Origin of the sequence: Parabacteroides sp. Marseille-P3160, assembly GCF_900162725.1 — a bacterium.
GTDB lineage: Bacteria > Bacteroidota > Bacteroidia > Bacteroidales > Tannerellaceae > Marseille-P3160.
Genome location: NZ_LT799418.1, coordinates 301910 through 321885 on the forward strand (window position 1 = coordinate 301910; position 19976 = coordinate 321885).

A 19976-nucleotide genomic window follows, 5' to 3' on the forward strand; every position below is an offset into this window, starting at 1 on the left:
TGTCAAAAAAATGAAATAAAGGCCTGTAAAACGAGCAAAATAATCCCAAATGAAGATAAAAATATCTCATTTTGATAAAAATGATCAATTACTTGAAATTTTGATTTACGAATGGGGGGGATGATATGCATCCTGATACTCGGTCGGAGAAAGACCATAGGCCTCTTTAAAATTCCGGGCGAAATAGGAACGGCTACTGAAACCTACTTGTTGGGCAATCTCCGAAATATTCATGCGCGACTCCCGAAGTAATCTGGCGCCGGCTTCAAGACGGATGCTTTTAATAAGGTCAATCGGAGACAAACCCGTTATTGCTTTTACTTTGCGGTAAAAACTGGTGCGGCTCATGCCTAAAGATTCATAGATGGCGACAATGTCTAATTCCGGATTGGACAGATTCGCTTTTATGATGTCGATATAATTCTTAAGAAATTCGTCTCCGTCGGCCGAGTCAGGCAATCCTAATTGCTCTGATGAAAGGTGGCCTTCTTCATAAACAACTTTCAATTTCTGTCGCAAAGACAAAAGGTTGCGGATACGCGCTTTCAGAATCGAAAGCTGGAAAGGTTTGACAATGTAATCGTCCGCGCCTGCATCCAGACCTTCTTCTATTTGCAAGGCCATATATTTAGCGGTTAACAAAACCACCGGGATTTGACAGGTTGTCGGATCTTCCTTTATGCGCCGGCAAAGCTCGATCCCGTTCATCTCCGGCATCATGACATCACTGACGACTATATGCGGGGATGATTCCTTGATTTTCTGTAAGGCTTCTTTCCCATCGGAGGCCTTGACAATCATGTAATCCATGCCTAACTGTTCTTCTAAATATTGCAGTACTTCACGGTTATCATCTACCAGCATAATAAGCGGCTTGTCCTGCATCTCGGATTCTTTGATCAGTAGATTCACCTTTTGGCTTATTTCAGTTTGATGGGGGGATAGAGGTGCCGTTTCCACTTCCACCTCCTGCGTCTCTGTATCCGGAAGGAGAAACATGAAACGGGAGCCTTTTCCCTCTTCACTTTCCATCCATATATACCCGTTATGTTGGAGAATGATCGAATGCGTTAAGCTCAATCCAATGCCGCTACCGGAAATCTCCTGGTGAATATCTTCCTGAGAATGATAAAACGGTTCGAAAATTTTCTCCGTATCTTTACTGTTAAATCCTTTCCCCGTATCCAGTACCTCCACCAATAAATAATTAATCTCCACCAATGTTTGTTTTTGTCGTAAAGGAAACCGGGGAAGCATTTCGATTGAAGATTGAGGAATGCTTTTGACACGCAAGGTTACATTTCCGCCGGACGGAGTATATTTAAAGGCATTGGAAAGCAGGTTGAAAAAAGCTTTTTCAATTTCCCTTTCATCATATCGTACATAATAGATAGCCGGCAATTCGTTTTTCAACCGAAATATTATCTCACGGTTATTTGCTATGCTTTCAAAAGAATGATAGATTTCCCGTATGAAGGAAGAAAAGTCGAAACGAGTCTTTTGCAAATCCGTCTTTCCGGCCCCATATTTTTGTATATCCATTAGATTGTTTACCAATAAAAGCATACGTCCGGTGTTTTTCCGCATCAATTGCAAGGTCTTTTTGACTTCAGGAGAAAAAGAGAGATGTTGCATTAAATCATTTAATGGATTGATAATAAGAGTTAAAGGGGTTCTTAATTCATGCGAGAAATTGGTGAACATCCGCATTCTTTCCTCATGTAACTCATTCAATTTTTCCTGTTCCATCTGCTTGAAACGGATTTCATGTTCGCGTTCGTTTTTTTTCCACTGTTGCCTGATAACACCGGCCACAATAAAGAAGAATATGGATATATACAAAAGATAGGCCCACCAGGTTTTATAAAACGGAGGATTTATAATAATATATAAAACCGTTTCCTTTGGATTCCACACTCCATCATTGTTTGCAGCCTTCAAATGGAAAATATATGAACCGGGAGCCAGATTATTATAATACGCCTCACGCCGGCTTCCTACCGGATGCCAATTGAGATCCGCCCCTTCCAGTTTATAGGTGTACTGGTTTATTTCGGAGTGGATGAAATTAATACCGGTATATTTAATAATCAGGTTATTCTGACTGGATTTCAAGGTTAGACGTTGCTTGTCGGACAATCCAAGCATTTCTTCTTTATTATTAATCATCAAAGAGGTGACATAGACCGCCGGCAAAGCTGGATTTAATACTTTCTGTCCCGGATTGAAAGCAAGAATCCCCTTATCTCCAGGGAAATAAATGGTACCGTCGGATCCCACATTATTGCCGCTATATAAGGTAAATTCCAAACGAGGAATCTCCACTGTTTTTATCGAAATAAAACGGTCTTGTTTCTTATCCAGTTTATACAAAAGACAACCGGCAGTGACCCATAAATCCCCTTTTTTATCAAGCGTAACAGAACTTATCAGGCTCTCTGTGATGCCATCTTCTTTATGATAATGCTTGATCATGCGAAGGTTGTCATCCATACGGAAAATTCCGTTTTTACTCGTGAAAATCCAGACCTGCTGGTCTTGATCCTTCAATAAACCTGTGATTACCCCCAGTCTCTCACTTTTATTTCGTTTATATAAACGCGAAGAAAACTCCAAGACTGTTTTTTTTCCCCGATCATACAAATAAAGGCTGTCGGATAAGGTCCCGAACAAAAACAGATCCGGTTTCAATTCGAGAATCGTAGTAATGCCTCGAAATGAGCGGGTGGCGCCGTTCATTTCAAATGTATTCTGTATCTTACCTCCGTGTTCCATCACTAAGCCCATCGAACTGTTCGTCGGTATCCATAAACATCCCTCACGATCCATATACAGGGAACAGATATCATTGTATTCGAAATCGTATAATAATCTATATCGTTTCGTCCGGATTGAAAAGAGATAAACCGTGCCAAAATGAGTGGAACAAAGAATCGAATCGCCTTTTATAAGCACGGATTTAATAATATTCATTTCATAATTTCCTTTTCCTTGCGATTTGATGGGATACAATTCCTGTTGTCCGGTTTGCGGATCATAAAAAAACAAGCCCGCCCCCTCGGTTGCGAACCACATATTTCCATTGGCATCTTCCCCGCCCTTTCCTATGACCTTGGTATATTTCTGTGGAGTAATCAGTTTTGCCGGTCTGTAATAGGGACTATGGTAATTTACTCCATAATAGGTTCCTACCCATAGTCCATGATCTTTATCCATCAACAAACTATGAATAGAAAAATGGCTAAGTCCTCCATCTCCCGACATACCGCCATCTACGAGCGTAACTGTATGGGTTTGGGTGTCAATACTATTCAATCCTCCGAAGGTACCGACCAGAATGGTGTTTTTCCGGTAAGGAATCATAGCTCTTATCCCATTGCTGCTAAGCCCGGAGTTCTTCTTATTCAGACGGGTAAAGGTCTGCTTCTTCCTGTCATAAAGGCAAATTCCTTCTTCCTCCGTTCCGATCCATATCAAACCGTTTCCATTAGGGAGGATTGTGGAGATCATGCTTTTCGGAAGCGTATTTTCCTCTTCCCCCGGAAGAATATGCATCTTCAGCTTCCAATCTTTCGAGAACACATATAACCCCGCCTTCTCCGTTCCTAAATAGATATCTCCCTTTTCATCCTGGGCGGCGGAGTAGACCGGAGATTCAATTGGAACATCCGTCCAGATCCTTTCGACCGTTTGATTCGGATTACAACGAAAAATCCAACGGCTGTTAAAGGCATAGATCGTTCCGTCGGCCTGCTTCAAAAAGGTATAAATAACATTGTTCGTTGATTCCCGATCTATTAATTGAGGGTAAAAACGAGTTACCTCCTTACTTTTATAGTCAATGCAATTGATTCCGTTGGAAGTCGCCACCCAAATATTTTTTTGTTTGTCTTCGGTAAACCGGCGGATATAATTATCACTTAACGAGGCACTATTATTCACCTCATTCTGGTATATTACAAACTCGTATCCGTCATACCGATTGGCTCCGTTGCGTGTGGCGAACCAGATATAACCATCGGAATCCTGAAAAATATGTAACACGGAAAGTTGTGACAATCCGTCTTCCACGCCTAAATGTGAAAAGAAGAGGTCGGTTGCTCCTCGCATCGGTAAGCCATACGACAGGAGGAAACATATCCAGATGATTATTTTCAATTTTCTCTTCACTTATTTGCAGTTACATTTGCTAAAAGATCTTGTTAAGAAAATACTACCTGGCAAAAATAAAGAAATAGAGACGATTTTACATCGATTTGAGATAATTTTACGCGAAAGGAGGTTTCCATTCTTTTATTTTTGCCTTCCAATCATTACATACATCATGAATAAACTGACCTTTGCCTTCATTCTTTTAAACATCTTTTTTTGCTCTTCGCTTTCAGCCGAGGGACGTTGGGTAGAATCTTTCAATTCCGGATGGGAATTCAAAAAGGCCCCGGTAAATACGGAATTAGTAATTAATATTCCGAACTGGGAAAAGGGTTGGGAAAAGGTTGAAATTCCCCATACTTGGAATGCGAAGGACATGCAGATCCAAGCCAATGACTTTTACCAAGGCGCCGCTTATTACAGGAAACAATATAATCTGCCGGAAAAATGGAAAGAAAAACGGGTTTTTCTTCGCTTTGAAAGCGTAGGGTCTTATTCGGAAGTTTATGTAAATGGCTCATTAGTGACTACCCATAAGGGGGCTTATGCTGCTTTTTCCTGTGAAATCGGAACGATGTTGAAAACCGGAGAAAACGAAATTATCGTAAAGGCGGACAATTCCTCACGCCCGGATATCATACCCGCCAACCATGTCCTATTTGGAGTTTATGGTGGGATCTACCGTCCGGTATGGCTGATTATGACGGATTCATGCAACATTTGCATCACGGACAATGCTTCTCCGGGTGTTTACATTACACAAAAAAACGTATCTTCCAGACAAGCGGACGTACGACTGAAGGTCAAACTGGACAACGGAACGCTACAGCCAGTCCCTCTCATTTTACGGAATACGATTTACGACCGGGAAGGTAAGAAAATAGTTTCCCGGGACCAACCAATCGATCTGACGCCGCAAGGTGTCCAAACATTCGAGACGGACTTCACGCTAAAACACCCGGTTTTGTGGCAAGGCCGGAAAAATACGTATCTATACAAAGTGGTCACCCATCTGATAAAAGACGGGAAAGTTATCGATGAAATGATCCAGCCACTGGGTTTGCGCAACTATGAAATAATCGCAGGCAAAGGGTTTTATCTGAATGGCGAAAAATACCCGATGTACGGGGTTACCCGCCATCAGGATTGGTGGGGATTGGGTAGCGCACTGACAAACGCAAACCATGATTTCGACCTCGCCGCCATCATGGACATTGGAGCCACGACCGTTCGTTTCGCCCATTACCAGCAATCCGACTATCTTTACTCGCGTTGTGATTCGCTCGGTTTGATCATTTGGGCGGAAATACCTTTTGTCAATCGTGTAACAGGACAGGAGGCTGAAAACGCGCGCAATCAACTACGCGAATTGATCAGGCAGAGCTTCAACCATCCTTCTATTTATGTCTGGGGATTGCACAATGAAGTCTATCGCCCGCATGAATATACCAAAGAACTGACAAAGTCACTGCACGATCTGGCCAAAACGGAAGATCCCGACCGCTATACCGTATCGGTCAATGGTTACGGAGACATGGAGCATCCGGTTAATTTGAATGCCGATATCCAGGGAATGAACCGTTATTTCGGCTGGTATGAAAAAAAATTGCAGGACATGGAACCATGGATTGACGGACTGGAAAGAAAATATCCTCACGAAAAACTGATGCTGACGGAATACGGAGCGGACGCCAATATTCATCACCAAACCGAATACCTGGGGGATGCTTTAAACTGGACGAAAGAATTTTATCCGGAAACATTCCAGACCAAGACACATGAATACCAATGGAGCGTGATAGCCCAACATCCGTATATCATCGCCTCCTATTTATGGAATATGTTCGATTTTGCCTGCCCGCTCTGGACGCGTGGAGGAGTACCTGCCCGGAATATGAAAGGATTGATCACTTTCGACCGGAAAATCAAAAAAGACGCCTATTACTGGTATAAGGCCAACTGGAGCAGTGATCCGGTAATATATCTGACCCAACGCCGCAATACGGACCGGGAGAGAAAGCATACCTCCATTACCGTTTATTCCAATATAGGTATCCCGGCCGTCTATCTGAATGGTAAAGAGCTTAGCGGCATCCGTAAAGGCTACACAGACGTCCATTATATCATCGACGATGTAACTTTGGCGGACGGGAAAAACAACATTCGGGCCATTGTACGCCGGAAAGGAAAAACCTATGAAGATTCGATCGAATGGATTTACAGTGGAGAAAAGAGACGGGAATCGGATACTTCCTACAATCAGGAAGTTCATTCCGGATTCTAATGCACACAGCCGTAAATCCGGGGAATCATTATTCTTTGAGTCGCATTATAACGAATTCTCACTACCTTTACACATCAAAATAGAAAAAAGATGTTACGGGATTTTGCAGCCATCGATTTTGAAACGGCCAACGAACAATTGTCAAGCGTATGCAGTGTAGGAGTGGTTATCGTCAGAAACGGCTCGATTACCGACCGTTTCTATAGTCTGATCCAGCCGGAACCGGCTTATTACAGCCCGGGAAACAGTCGCATTCATGGATTGACAAGCAAAGACACGGAACAGGCTCCCGTCTTCCCGAAAGTATGGGAGCAGGTAAGCCCCCTTCTCGGGAATTATCCGTTAGTCGCCCATAACAAAGGATTCGACGAATCCTGCTTAAAGGCGGTATTCCGAACTTATCAAATGGATTATCCCGGTTATATCTTTTATTGCACGTTGGCCGAATCGCGCCGCCAATTGCGTCATTTACCCAACCACCAGCTGCAGACAGTTGCAGAAGATTGCGGTTATGTCCTTTCCAACCATCATCATGCGCTGGCAGACGCCGAAGCTTGCGCAGAGATCGCCTTACAGCTTTTATAATCGTTGTTTAATAGGGGCCACCCCTTTGTTTGTCATAATTACGGGGTGAATGGGGCCGTTCGAGTCAAAATGCAACTTGTCTATGCAGGTGTCACCCGCATAGGAGAACCCCAGGCTTTAGCAGAGCCTAGGGGCCTATCTTTCTCGTCAGGTTGAGAATCTATAGCATAAGCGATTTGCGATTCCATGCCTGGCCGAGGCCTCCCTATCCCTACTTCAAAATATCCTGCAGGCATTCTTTTAACGATCGGGCCATTCTGTAAAATCCTAAGTCTGTAAAATGAACTCCGTCTACCGTCGCCTCCCCGTCCTGGCCGATCAGTTGGTCCGTTTTTAAATAATAAATATGTTGGACGCCGGATTGTTTCAGGCCTTCATATTCCTGACGCAATAATCTGTTCTTTTCCACGAGTAGTCCATAAGTGCTTTTATCAAAGACTGAATGGGGGAAGATAGCTGTTTCAATGAATAATACAGGCGTATTGGGATTGTCCCTACGGAGAATTTGGAAGAACGTTTTTGTTTTTTCCTTAATTTCTTCAGCTGTAACGTTGGGTATAAAATCAAGAATAAAGAGCGAAGCGTCATGCCTGGTTGCCATTAACTCTGCAATTTCATAATCTAATTTCCCATTTCCACTAAATCCAAGATTAATGAACTCCCTGTTTAATTCCCGGTCCAGAATATTGGGGTAAGACATGCCGGGACGGGAGGCACAACCGCCTTGGGTAATGCTTGTTCCGTATACTATAATAGGATGCCCGGTTTGGAAATTTGACAGGTCCGGTTGTCCTATACGGGACAAGGAATCTATGCCGACAGAAAGAGACATAATTCCGTCGTAGAGCGGCAGGAAAAGCATGTATTCCCGTTCGCACGGCAGCATGTTTGCGATGATCTTTTGCTCATTCATTTTTCCCTGTGGACGGCCTGAATTTACAAATTGCCAACGACCGTCTTCCCAAGCGTATAAATCGAGCCCTTTGGTCCCGGTATCCGTCATATGATTCATGTGATTTCCGAAGACCTCCCATTTGGCATAAATAGCTGTACTGTTTGTTTTAAACCGGAGTGCAAGGCCGGAAGTATTTTTACCCAGATTCCATACAGGTTCCCTACACGATCCTTTTAAATTCTTAGGTAGGCGTTCATAACGGGTTTCCGTATTTTCTGATATCTTTCCTATCAAAGGGAAGAGGGCGGCATCATAATAGGTGACTTGAGCGTTAGCTGAGAATAGGAATGAACACAAGGCAATTCCTACGAATAGTTTAATCTTATCCATTTTATCTACAATCAAAGTTGATTACATTATAAATTTAAATAGTTGCTAATAGGCCATACTAATCAAAAACAGGTTCCCAATAGTTGGAATGATAGGCATCGAAACAGAGTTTGATCTGGTCTTCATTATTTTTTTCGAGAGCCAGAGGAGGGAGTTCGGCCAAGCCGAAAAATTCACTTCTTTCCGTTTCTACGTTCGGTGTGAAACTTCCTCCGACTATTTCGCATAAAACAAAAGCTTTGCTTATACCATAAGCATATAGAGGCAAATTATGTTTGTTTCGGTCTTGAATGGCAATCAATCTGACCGGGAGCACATCTAATCCGGATTCTTCTTTTGCCTCTTTTATGGTATTCGATTTGATGGACTCATTGACGTCCACCCATCCTCCGGGTAATGACCAGGTTCCGTTTTTCTCTTTGACAAGCAAGATCTTGTCATCCTCAAAGATGGCCGCTCTTGTATCGAGTTTGGGTGTCTGGAATCCCGTTTCATTACAAAAAACGTCTTTTACTTGTTCTTTTGAAATTCCTGTCTTTAAACTCATTATCTCTGCCGAAATTTCTTTCAGTCTTTCGAAGCGCTCTACATCGAAGGCATCCTTTGAATAGGTAGTGCCTGCTTGTGATATGAATTGTAACTCCATGGCCCATTTCAGCCAAGGAAGTTCGCCGAAAGGATCCGGATTCATTGCCAGGAGGTATGGGATATCCTCTGGTTTGCTGAAATAATAAGTAGCATAGAGATGCTTCACCGACATGCATTCCCATAGCGCTAATCCCCAATCAACTCCGGCAGCTTTTGCATATTGTGAATGTTGAATAGTGCTTCCGATAGTGAGTATCTCTTCTTTATGTGCGCCGGTTGTTTCGATATATTTTATTATCGGATTTGACATAGGGGGATCTTCCGCATAAATTACTGTTTCGAAAAGGTCTGTCCTATTCAATGGGGGGGTGTCTTTTTGGCTTTCCGGGAGGATGAGTCCGAATCTTATCCCCTTGTTCTTTAATTCATTTGCTAAAGCCTTCATTTCGGAAAAGAGGGGAATATCGAAAAGAAGATGTTTGTATTTTTGCATTATATGGAACTCTTTTTTGTCGGTTAAATTCATGCGGAATTTTTTTTAGGGTTGCTTGCCGATATAGGCCAGGATACCGCCGTCGACATAAAGGATATGTCCGTTGACGAAATTGGAGGCATCAGAAGCCAGAAAGACGACTGGTCCCTGCAAGTCTTCGGGTGATCCCCAGCGCGCGGCCGGGGTCTTAGCGATAATGAAGGAGTCGAACGGATGGCGCGAACCGTCCGGTTGCCTTTCCCTTAGTGGAACGGTCTGGGGGGTTGCTATATAACCGGGGCCTAAGCCGTTGCATTGAATGTTGTATTTCCCATATTCGGAGCAGATATTACGGGTCAGCATCTTCAGTCCTCCTTTCGAGGCTGCGTAAGCCGAAACGGTTTCCCGGCCAAGTTCGCTCATCATCGAACAGAGATTGATGATTTTGCCGTGTCCTTTATTTATCATGCCCGGAATGACTGCTTTTGAAACAATAAACGGGCCGGTTAAGTCAATATCGACGACCTGCCGGAAATCGGCGGCGCTCATCTCTGTCATGGGAATGCGTTTGATGATACCGGCATTGTTGACTAGGATATCAATGATGCCAACCTGTTTTTCTATCTGTGCGACCATCTCATTCACACCCGTTTCATCCGTTACATCGCAGACGAATCCTTTAGCGTCTATACCTGCTTTCCTGTATGAATCCAATCCTTTTTCGAGAGATTCTTTATGGCGGTCATTGAAGACGATTTGGGCCCCCGCATTTGCAAGAGCGGAAGCGATCGCGAAACCGATCCCATACGCTGCGCCTGTTATCAAGGCGACTTTTCCTTTCAATGAAAATTGATTGCTCATTATGTTCTTGTTTTTACTAATGCCTGATTTTCTGGGGCGATAGTCTTTAAATAGAGAGATAAATGTACAAAATAAGTGGGAAAAAACGCGTCTGTACGGTTTCTTTTAGTATTATTTAGAAGAAGGGGCGTAACGAATTGCTGCAAGGGAAGGTGTGATTTATCCTTTGGCGTGAAAAAGAGTATGCTTCGTTTTTTACTTGATAAACTTCAATAATATAGTAAAGAGAAATATACTTGCATATTTTTAATGTGTGGGTGAAAATAAGTCCGGACTTATTCCAACGCATATAATGCGAGGGCTTTGTTTTCTTCGGCGGCCATTTGCTCGCGTTCCCCGGGGCCTTTGTCGTTAATGCCGCAGAGGTGGAGGATGCCGTGGATAATGACCCGGTGAAGTTCCTCGTTGTAAGGGGTTTGAAAGGCTTCGGAATTACTATTGACCGTATCCAGACTAATAAAGATGTCACCTGAGATGCGGTCTTTATCCGTATAATCGAAGGTGATGATGTCGGTGTAGTAATCGTGTTGGAGATATTGCCGGTTTATTTCTAATATCTTCTCGTCCGAACAAAAGAGGTAAGAGATATTCCCCACAGTTTTCCCATACGTTCCGGCTACTGTTTTGATCCAATCACCGACCTTTTTTTTCTTTATAGCCGGTAGCTTAACTCCTTCTGCATAGAATGTGATCGTCATACTTTTAAGCAATTAAAAAGGAAAAGAATAAATAGGTGACCAGAATAGCGGCAATAGCTCCGGAAATATCAGCCAGTAACGCACATTGAATGGTGTATCGGGTATTGCGGATGCCTACGCTTCCATAATATAGCGCGACGACATAGAATGCCGTATCTGTTGATCCCTGTGCAATACAAGCGAGACGACCGACAAAAGAATCGACGCCGTAAACATTCATTGCGTCCAGCATCATTCCTCTGGAGCCGCTTCCACTGAGCGGTTTCATGATCATTGTCGGTAGGGCGCCTACGAACTCTGTATTCAAACCTACTGAAGCGACGCACCAACGGATCCCTCCTACCAAAGCGTCCATTGCACCGGAAGCCCTGAAGATGCCGATCCCTACCAAAATAGCTATCAAGTAGGGGATAATCGTGATAGCTGTTGTAAACCCTTCTTTGGCCCCTTCTATAAAAGCGTCATAGACATTGATCTTTTTACGAATACCGGAAAAAAGGAATCCGCAAATAATTGTAAAGAGTACTGTATTGGCAAAAAGGGTGGAATAGAGGGTAACTTGTTCTTGCGACATGGATTTGAAGAGAAACATAAGTCCGAAGATAAAAGCGAGAAGACCTCCGAAAAACAGGAGTAAATTCTTTTGGAAAATATTAATTTTTTGCATGACACAGACTGCAACGATCGCAACCAGCGTCGAAGAGAAGGTCGTCAACATGATCGGCAGAAAGACATCGGAAGGGTTGGCAGCTCCCATCTGCGCACGATACATCATGATCGTGATCGGGATGATGGTCAATCCCGAAGCATTGATGCAAAGAAACATGATCATCGGATTACTCGCCGAATTCTTTTTCGGATTCAGCTCCTGCAATTGTTGCATAGCCTTGAGCCCCATAGGGGTTGCAGCATTGTCGAGCCCCAAGAGATTGGCGGAGAAATTCATAAAGATCGATCCGGTTACCGGATGGTCTTTGGGCAGATCCGGAAAAAGTTTACTGAAAACGGGAGAAGCCAGCCGCGCAAATGCCTGAATTAAGCCTCCCTTCTCACCTATCTTCATGATCCCGAGCCAAAGAGACAAAATACCTGTCAATCCCAAAGAAATTTCAAAACCCATCTTTGCGGAATCAAAGGTAGAGTTGATAATCAGCGTGAAGACATCGGTATCTCCCAAGAAGATCAATTTCGCTAAGGCAACCACAAAGGCAATAAGGAAGAAGGCAATCCAGATGTAATTTAATACCATATATTTCTTTTGAAAGATTGAGAGACAAAAGTAGTAATTCTTCTTTGCATTGGAGAGCTGTTTGTTTATTTTTGTCACGAATAAATATCGAATGGAAACAAAAAATAAGCCTTGAAGTTAAAGAGGTGATGAAATATCCCCCGATAGACCTTTATCCGTGTTAAATTTTCAAAGTAGTTGATCTATCTGCCGCAATGCAAATAGCTCTTTTGTGAAAAAGAGATGTAAAATAAAGAAAGCTTACGTTGAAAGCATTATCTGTGTCCTATTTATCCGTTTGAACTTTAAACGAATTCGGCTATAGTTGAGAATCTGTTTTTTTTGCACTGTTTTTTTAATTTTCTCTGGCCGGCAAAAGATCTTCATCCGGCCAGAGAAAGATCTTTTGCCGGCCGGTGGAAAGTAGGATTTTGCTACCTGTGAAACAAAAAGGTACTGCCTCGCCCATGTTTTGCCTATGCCTTGGCATGAAAAAGAGTATATTGTGCACAAAAGAAAGACATTTACAAAAATGAATTTAGGTAATCATAAAAATTTAATAGAATTGAAGAATTGACAAATAAACTAATGAAGGTAAGCTGGGAACGTATTTCTGATGTTATTTTTGTCATATGGCTCTGTACCGTCTTTTCACTGATTGAGAGTTGATTTGCAGTCTCTTTAATAGAATACCCTCTCTTTATACGCAATTGGTAGATTTTTTGATCTAATTGGGGTAACTTATTCACCAATTGATCAACCAGTTCTATAATATCTTTTTCTACTAAATCCTCGAATACATGACAATATTGTATGTTTTTAGAAACATCATTTTCTATGTTTTCATTCTGAATAATTATGCTTTTAGTAATGTGACGATAATAATCAAGTATTCTTTTCGAAAGAATATAGAACAATGATTTAGAAGCGTCTCCCTCCTCATTTATTCGAATAAGAGAACTGGAAGTCCAAACAAATAACCAAAACTCCTGACACAAATCTTCAATCGCATTTATGTCTTTTATCCTTGAACTAACTTGTTTAAGTATGGATTGGCTATATCGGTCGTATAATTCCTTAAATGCAGATTCATCCTTTTTAGAAATGTTCTCTAACAGTTTTTTATCAGATATTACCATCACGTTCAATAATAATTTTTTCTCAAAAATACATTTTTATTATCACCTGCCTGTTAATATTCAATGAAGAAAAACATCAAAATCGTAACAGATAATTAATCGATTTACGGGGATATTGAAGTTAAATCTTACGCTATTATAATGGAAGCAGATTTACAAAGTATTTTATAGTTTTATGTATTATCTAAATATGGATAAAAACAAATTAAAGTCAAAAATCGAATTTTTAAATGTTTTAAGTGACATTTACGACCGTTTTTTGAATGGAAAAACAGATGAAGAAGACCAGAAAATCGTTGATGAATCAAGCCGAATCATTAATAATGGAAATAAATCTCCGATTTCCGATGAAACATCAAAGATTATCAATAAAAACGTTTATAATAGGCTGTCAAAGTATATCTCTAAGGAGAAGAAGAAGCTTCAGACTTTTCGTTTATTGAAATATAGTGCATCTATTGCTGCGATTTTTGTTATCCTACTTTTTTGTCACCAGATATTCAAAACAGAATCCAATAGGGCGCAGGATATTTGCTATACTGACGAAGGTAGAATTAGGACCTTAAACCTTGAAGATGGAACAGCAATAAGTTTGAACCTCAATTCCAACATAAGGTATAATGAATCGAACTTTAATAAAAACAAAAGGGAGGTTTGGATAGAAGGGGAAGTTTTTTTCAATGTGGCTAAAAATCCGGATAAACCTTTTATTATACATAATGGAGATTTTCAGATAACAGTAATAGGAACCTCATTCAATGTTAAATCCTATGCAGAGATTGGGCTGTATGTCGTTTCCGTACAAAGCGGAAAAGTCTATGTTAATAAGGGGAATCAACTTTTAGGGACTTTAGTAAAAAACAGTGAATTAATGTATAATACCCAGAATGATAAGTATGAAATAAATCAAAAGGATTTCAACAATATAAATGCATGGAAAGAGGGAAATTTGGTACTGAATAATGCTAATTCGGGGGAACTCATTCTAAGGATGAAGCAGTTCTACGGGATTAACCTGAAAATTGAAGATTCTTCACTAACCGACATAATGATTAATGGCGTATATGACAAAACGGTTAGTCCTGAAAGCGTGATTAAATCAATTTGTCTTATTTATAATTTGAAATACACATGTAAAGGTGAAAATATCACAATATATCGTTCTTCATAACTTCACGGGGTTAAAATAGAAGTTCCAAGATAAATTACAAATATGATTATTAAGGGCTATAAAAAATAGTCCAAGGAAGGTCTTTTTTACAAAATGAACAGATTATAATAACACAATAAACTAAAATTCAACAAGATGAGAAGAAAAAAATTAAAATGTATCTTATTAATTCTCTTTTTGGGATACTTATGTTTTTTGCCGCAATTTTTATGTGGGCAGACAATAAACAGACAATTCCCATCAGAGACTTTGATCCAACGGCTAACAAGTCTTCATGCAGTATCCGGCTGTATTATCACTTTCGATTCCAAACAACTCAAGGGGATCAGCGTCCCAGCATTCAATGCAAAAAATGCAAATGTAGAACAAATCCTAACGCATTCTTTAGCTCAAACAAACTTCACCTATAAGAAAGTAGATGCTAAAATATTCACAATCATTGCAGAAGATAGTTTACCTAAACAAGGAGATTACCCCACTATTGAATTGAGGGGGAAAGTCGTTGATTCGGAAAACGTACCAATTATCGGTGCTTCGGTAGTCGTAAAGGGAACTACCATGGGCATGGCGACAGATGTCAATGGAGGCTTTAGCATAAGAATGCCCCAAAATGCGACAATTACAGTTTCGTATATAGGTTTTATTACTAAAGAGTTAAAAGCCTCTGATATACAAAATGAAACTATTGTATTGAAAGAAGATACCCAATCTCTCGACGAGATAGTGGTCATCGGCTATGGTACTATTAAGAAAATCGACTTAACCGGATCGGTAGCCGGCGTGGATGGAGAAAAGCTTGCATCTATTCAGGCCACTAGCGTATCCCAAGCGTTGCAAGGTATGATACCGGGTGTACAAGTCACCCGTTCCAGTTCGATGCCGGGAGCAAGCGCGAGCATCCGGGTGCGTGGTATCACGACTATCGGTACTTCCGATCCCTTGATTTTGGTGGATGGAATACAGGGCAGCTTGGGTCTGGATGTGGATGACATAGAAAGCATTTCTGTCTTAAAAGATGCCGCTTCAGCCTCTATCTATGGAGCCAGAGCTTCGGCAGGAGTCATTTTGATAACGACCAAACGCGCCAAAGAGGGGGAGCTGAGTATCGATTATTCGGGAACACTTGGCTTTTTGCAAGCGACTACTTTTCCGGGTGTAGTTGACTACAAGCGCTTCATGGAAATGCATAACGAAACGAGTTGGAACGACAGTGGCAATATACCCGGAAGTGAATATTTTACTTACAGTCAGGACTTCATCGAAAGTTACGCCGAAAACAACCGGCTTGATCCCGACCGTTATCCCATTACCGACTGGAAATCATATCTTATTAACGATTTTGCGCCAAGACAAAAACACAATCTGTCGATCAACTATGGTAACAAAGTTTTCCAGTCAAAGGCCTCCATTGGGTATGAAAAGACAGATGCCCTATACAACCACCGTTCGTATGCCACTATTATCGCCCGTATAAACAACAATCTACGTATCAACAAGTATCTGGCGGCAACAGTTGACGGTTATTATCGTCGTGGCATTTCTGAAAATGCGACCGTCAACCCGATGGAAGCTTCATACAAACTTTCTCCGATATACGCTCCCCTTTTCTCGGATGGTCGTATTACCGGTGCAAGAGAAGGTTCCAATACATACGCCCGCTTGAATTACGGAGGCTTTAACAATTCATGGAGCGATTATTTCACCGGAAAAATAGCATTGGACTTCACTCCCCTCAAGGGGCTAACCATTACGGGAGTTTATGCCCCGACGATTTTATTGAATAAAGGGAAAAATATGATTAAACGGATTCCTTATTATGATATCGACGACCCGACTCTTTTTGTAGGCTATATTACCGGACACGAAAATAACAGTCTGAGTGAATCAAGAGGTGAAGAACGAACCACCACTAAACAGTTGTTGGTCAACTATGCAACCATCTTTGATAAAATGCATAACCTCTCACTGCTGGCCGGTTACGAGGACTATTATGCTTTTTCCGAATCGCTCGGATCTTCCAGTAGCATGATGGAATTATCCAATTTCCCCTATTTAGACAGAAGTAATAATAATTATTTAGCCAGTTCGGGCAATGCCAGCGAAAATGCCTACCGTTCCTACTTCGGACGAGTCAACTATGATTTTGCCCACCGGTACCTGTTTCAGGCCAATATACGTATTGATCAATCATCACGTTTCCACCGCGACTATCGTACGGGTTATTTTCCCTCTGTTTCGGCCGGTTGGGTAGCCAGCGAAGAATCGTTTTTCAAGAAACTCGACCTCCCGCTCTCCTTCCTCAAGTTGAGAGGTTCGTGGGGCAATTTGGGTAACGAACGTATCGGAAACTATCCCTATCAGGCAAATATCGGTTTTGAAGCCCTTGCTTTTGTTAACACTACAGGAGGCGTTGACGCCGCAACGTCGGCTGCCCAACAGACTTACAATGTACAGGATATCACGTGGGAATGGACGGAGGTATTCGATGTAGGTCTGGATGCCAATCTTTTCAACGACCGGTTCTCTGTGACATTCGACTGGTATAAGAAGACCACCCACGACATGTTGTTGGCACTTGAAATTCCCGATTTGTTAGGCTATGACAATCCCCAACAAAATGCCGGTATCATGAATACGAAGGGTTGGGACTTACAAGTGGGATGGAAAGACAAGATAAGTGACTTCAGGTATTCGATAAGCGCTAATCTGTCCGATTACCGTTCGGTCATGGGCAATCTGTCGGGCATCGTATTTGATGGGAATACCATCATCCGCGAAGGTAGTGAGTATGCCGAATGGTATGGTTATCTGTCCGACGGTCTTTTTCTGACTCAGGAAGATCTGGATGCGTCTCCTGTGCTACATTCATCCGTCAAAGTCGGAGATGTGAAGTATAAGGATGTAAGCGGTCCCGACGGAGTACCCGACGGAAAAATCAGTTCCGACTACGACCGGGTACTGTTAGGAGGTTCATTGCCGAGGTATATCTATGGTGGCAATATCAATGCCGGCTATAAAGGATTTGACATGTCTCTGGTTTTTCAGGGGGTTGGCAAGGTGAAGAAGCTTCTGACGGCCGATATGGTTTATCGAACAACGGGTGCACATACCTTCCCTTCGATTCTCGATGGCAATTATTTCAGCTATTACAATACGGACGAGCAGAATGCTAAAGCCAAATATCCCCGCTTATCGACCATGGGATACGAAACCACCAACTACAAGATGTCTGACTATTGGCTGATTGACGGTTCTTATTTCCGGTTGAAGAATATCACACTGGGCTATACGCTGCCCAAGAAGATTGTCAACCGGGCGCAGTTGTCCAATGTACGGTTATGGGCTTCGGCTTCCGACCTCTTCTCGATAGACAACTATCCCAAAGGATGGGACCCGGAAACAGCTATTAATGCATACATTACCAGATCATTTAATTTTGGCATACAGGTTAAATTTTAAAATTAATAATGACAATGAAAAAATTCATCTTATCAACAATAATGGGTACCCTGCTGTTTCTCACGGGATGCCAGAACTTGGACTTGAATCCACTCTCGGAGGCCTCAACGGAGAATTGGTATACAAACGAACAGGAGATAAAAATGGCGGTCAACGACTTGTATAGAGCATCGTTGTGGTATTGGGAGGCTAATCGTCTGTTCCACAGCGATCGTTTCACCGACGATTGGAGCCAACGCGATCACCTTTATGAATGGATAGGCGGAACCGTTACCAGCGAAACCAGTTATGTAGAAACAACGTGGCTCAATTCATACAAAGGCATTTCAAGGGCAAACACCATCATCGGCAGTTTGGAACATGCAAATCTCGCCAACGAATTGATAACTAAATATGAAGGCGAAGCACGTTTCTTCAGAGCTGTCTTCTATTCTTATTTAATATTCCTATATGGTGATGTTCCGTTTTTTACGGATTATCTATCCCTTGAGGAAGCTTACGAAATGAAACAGACAGACAAGAATACCATTTTGAAGCAGATTTATGAAGACTTTGACAAGGCCATTGAGTATCTGCCCGTAACCAATATCGATACCGAATCGCATCTGCGGGTAACCAAGGGGGCGGCTTACGCTTTTAAGGCCCGGACGGCTATCTGGTTTTCCGATTGGGCAACCTGCCGTGATGCTGCCAAAAGCTGCATGGATTTAGACGTCTACTCTTTACATCCCGATTTTGACGAGTTGTTCGTGACGGATACGAGAAAATCAGACGAGTTGATTTTTACAATACCGCGCTCTACAGCATTGAATGGCGACGCTGAAACGATATCTACCATGTATCCCCGGAACCCGGGTGGCAGTGCGTCAGCCCAACCTTCGTGGGAGTTGCTTTGTTCCTTTACCTGTACCGACGGAAAACCGATAGACGAATCACCGCTCTATAATCCGGCGCAACCTTTCAAAAACAGGGATCCCCGATGTGCTGCCACGATTGTCGAATTTGGTACGGAACACCTCGGATTCATTTACGACCCAAGTCCGGCAGCAAAACAAGTATTGAATCTCACTACCGGCAAAATGGTGACCAATAAGGACTCAAAGATAAATGACCAGTGGGCAGCTTTCAACGGTCTGGCCTTGAAAAAGGGGGCATGTGCGGAATGGACGGAAGACAAACAGACGGATAGAAGTTACAAAATCATGCGATATGCTGATGTCCTGTTGATGTACGCTGAAGCCAAAATGGAGTTGAATGAAATTGACGCCTCCACACTGAATGCCATCAATCAGGTACGCGCACGCGCCTACAAGTGCGAGGTGACCGAAACGACCAAGTATCCCGCGGTGACCGAAACCAATCAGGCCAAATTGCGGACCATCCTCCGCTACGAACGCCGCAGTGAGTTGGCATGGGAAAACAAGCGTTGGTTCGACATAATCCGTTGGCGTCAAATTGAAACAGCTCTGCAACGACCGCTCTATGTTATGTTGCAGGACAAGAACAAATTGTTGGAGAACTACGACAATGGCGACTGGTTCTTTCCAAAAGATGTATTGCCGGACGTAATGGATGATGGAACAATTGACTTCTCTGCAATGTATGCCACGGGTAAAATTCAGATAATATTTCCGCGAAGTGTTCCGGCAAGACAGTATTTGTTGCCAATCCCGTTGAAAGAGTTGGCAATAAATCCGAATTTGGTACAAAATCTAGGATATTAATGATAAATTGATCCGGGTAGGGGTGATCCTGTGTGGTCACCCTATCTCCATTGGATGTGTTTCATGTTATACGACCGAAGTACTTACAAAGTTATCAGAATCAGTCTTGTTATAAATTCAACCGGAAATGCTCCGGCTTCAAATATTGAGTTAGTATTGTGTGGCCATATTTCAGGAGAAGGGTAGACATGATAAAAGTGCGGAAGGGAAATCAGTACATCAGATTCTCTATGATGTACAAAATGGGAGGAGGAGGACACCGAAATGGAAGTGGAGGCGACGGGTGGCTTCTTATATTGGAATTCCATCCTTATGAAAAAAGGTAAAAAT

General features: G+C 42.2%; 12 protein-coding genes and 1 pseudogene. 5 read left to right on the forward strand and 8 right to left on the reverse strand.

All coding sequences use genetic code 11. From position 1 onward, the window contains the following. Positions 1-105: 105 nt before the first annotated feature. Entirely contained in the window at positions 106-4158 is a 4053-nt protein-coding gene (locus tag BQ8014_RS01305) for a hybrid sensor histidine kinase/response regulator transcription factor (RefSeq protein WP_234997954.1), read from the reverse strand. Between the two features lie 166 nt (positions 4159-4324). On the opposite strand from BQ8014_RS01305, the gene BQ8014_RS01310 reads away from it, so the two are divergent. Further along, positions 4325-6436, forward strand: coding sequence for a glycoside hydrolase family 2 protein (locus BQ8014_RS01310; RefSeq protein ID WP_080902775.1), 2112 nt, complete (start codon positions 4325-4327; stop codon positions 6434-6436). A 90-nt stretch (positions 6437-6526) separates the two neighbouring features. Beyond that, the gene (locus BQ8014_RS01315) at positions 6527-7021 is read left to right on the forward strand and encodes a 3'-5' exonuclease (RefSeq protein WP_080902776.1); all 495 of its coding nucleotides are present in this window, start codon (positions 6527-6529) and stop codon (positions 7019-7021) included. Positions 7022-7232: 211 nt separating this feature from the next. Here BQ8014_RS01315 and BQ8014_RS01320 read toward each other — a convergent pair whose 3' ends face one another. The 7 genes and pseudogenes from BQ8014_RS01320 to BQ8014_RS01345 all read right to left on the reverse strand — a co-directional run bounded on the left by BQ8014_RS01320 (position 7233) and on the right by BQ8014_RS01345 (position 13292). After that, on the reverse strand, positions 7233-8306 hold the full coding sequence (locus BQ8014_RS01320) for an SGNH/GDSL hydrolase family protein (RefSeq protein WP_080902777.1): 1074 nt from the start codon (positions 8304-8306) through the stop codon (positions 7233-7235). A gap of 58 nt (positions 8307-8364) precedes the next feature. Further along, positions 8365-8997 carry an NUDIX hydrolase N-terminal domain-containing protein gene (locus BQ8014_RS19595; protein WP_234998100.1) on the reverse strand — a complete coding sequence of 211 codons (633 nt, stop codon included), beginning with the start codon at positions 8995-8997 and terminating at the stop codon, positions 8365-8367. Positions 8998-9102: 105 nt separating this feature from the next. Next, a pseudogene (locus BQ8014_RS19600) lies at positions 9103-9420 on the reverse strand (hypothetical protein); the annotation flags it as partial. A 12-nt stretch (positions 9421-9432) separates the two neighbouring features. Beyond that, a complete protein-coding gene (locus BQ8014_RS01330; RefSeq protein ID WP_080902778.1) occupies positions 9433-10227 on the reverse strand; it encodes a gluconate 5-dehydrogenase in 795 nt (264 codons plus the stop codon). 275 nt (positions 10228-10502) lie between these two features. Continuing rightward, positions 10503-10925: an rRNA maturation RNase YbeY gene (ybeY, locus tag BQ8014_RS01335; protein WP_080902779.1), complete on the reverse strand. Its 423-nt coding sequence runs from the start codon at positions 10923-10925 to the stop codon at positions 10503-10505. Positions 10926-10929: 4 nt separating this feature from the next. Further along, a complete protein-coding gene (locus BQ8014_RS01340) occupies positions 10930-12174 on the reverse strand; it encodes a nucleoside recognition domain-containing protein (RefSeq protein ID WP_080902780.1) in 1245 nt (414 codons plus the stop codon). A 503-nt stretch (positions 12175-12677) separates the two neighbouring features. Then, on the reverse strand, positions 12678-13292 hold the full coding sequence (locus BQ8014_RS01345; RefSeq protein WP_080902781.1) for an RNA polymerase sigma factor: 615 nt from the start codon (positions 13290-13292) through the stop codon (positions 12678-12680). A gap of 190 nt (positions 13293-13482) precedes the next feature. Here BQ8014_RS01345 and BQ8014_RS01350 point away from each other — a divergent pair, with 190 nt between their 5' ends. The 3 genes from BQ8014_RS01350 (at position 13483) to BQ8014_RS01360 (ending at position 19646) form a co-directional block, all read left to right on the forward strand. Next, entirely contained in the window at positions 13483-14463 is a 981-nt protein-coding gene (locus tag BQ8014_RS01350; protein ID WP_160150003.1) for a FecR family protein, read from the forward strand. Positions 14464-14598: 135 nt separating this feature from the next. Then, complete coding sequence (locus BQ8014_RS01355) at positions 14599-17922, forward strand: SusC/RagA family TonB-linked outer membrane protein (RefSeq protein ID WP_080902783.1); 3324 nt, start codon at positions 14599-14601, stop codon at positions 17920-17922. Positions 17923-17936: 14 nt separating this feature from the next. Next, complete coding sequence (locus BQ8014_RS01360) at positions 17937-19646, forward strand: RagB/SusD family nutrient uptake outer membrane protein (protein ID WP_080905747.1); 1710 nt, start codon at positions 17937-17939, stop codon at positions 19644-19646. Positions 19647-19976 lie beyond the last annotated feature (330 nt).

Bases quoted from the DNA above. Each gene is read 5' to 3' on its own strand.
- BQ8014_RS01350 (WP_160150003.1), top strand. From the start codon at position 13,483: ATGGATAAAAACAAATTAAAGTCAAAAATCGAATTTTTAAATGTTTTA.
- BQ8014_RS01355 (WP_080902783.1), top strand. From the start codon at position 14,599: ATGAGAAGAAAAAAATTAAAATGTATCTTATTAATTCTCTTTTTGGGA.
- BQ8014_RS01320 (WP_080902777.1), bottom strand. From the start codon at position 8,306: ATGGATAAGATTAAACTATTCGTAGGAATTGCCTTGTGTTCATTCCTA.
- BQ8014_RS01340 (WP_080902780.1), bottom strand. From the start codon at position 12,174: ATGGTATTAAATTACATCTGGATTGCCTTCTTCCTTATTGCCTTTGTG.
- BQ8014_RS19595 (WP_234998100.1), bottom strand. From the start codon at position 8,997: ATGAATCCGGATCCTTTCGGCGAACTTCCTTGGCTGAAATGGGCCATG.
- BQ8014_RS01345 (WP_080902781.1), bottom strand. From the start codon at position 13,292: ATGGTAATATCTGATAAAAAACTGTTAGAGAACATTTCTAAAAAGGAT.
- BQ8014_RS01315 (WP_080902776.1), top strand. From the start codon at position 6,527: ATGTTACGGGATTTTGCAGCCATCGATTTTGAAACGGCCAACGAACAA.
- BQ8014_RS01360 (WP_080905747.1), top strand. From the start codon at position 17,937: ATGAAAAAATTCATCTTATCAACAATAATGGGTACCCTGCTGTTTCTC.
- ybeY (WP_080902779.1), bottom strand. From the start codon at position 10,925: ATGACGATCACATTCTATGCAGAAGGAGTTAAGCTACCGGCTATAAAG.
- BQ8014_RS01330 (WP_080902778.1), bottom strand. From the start codon at position 10,227: ATGAGCAATCAATTTTCATTGAAAGGAAAAGTCGCCTTGATAACAGGC.
- BQ8014_RS01310 (WP_080902775.1), top strand. From the start codon at position 4,325: ATGAATAAACTGACCTTTGCCTTCATTCTTTTAAACATCTTTTTTTGC.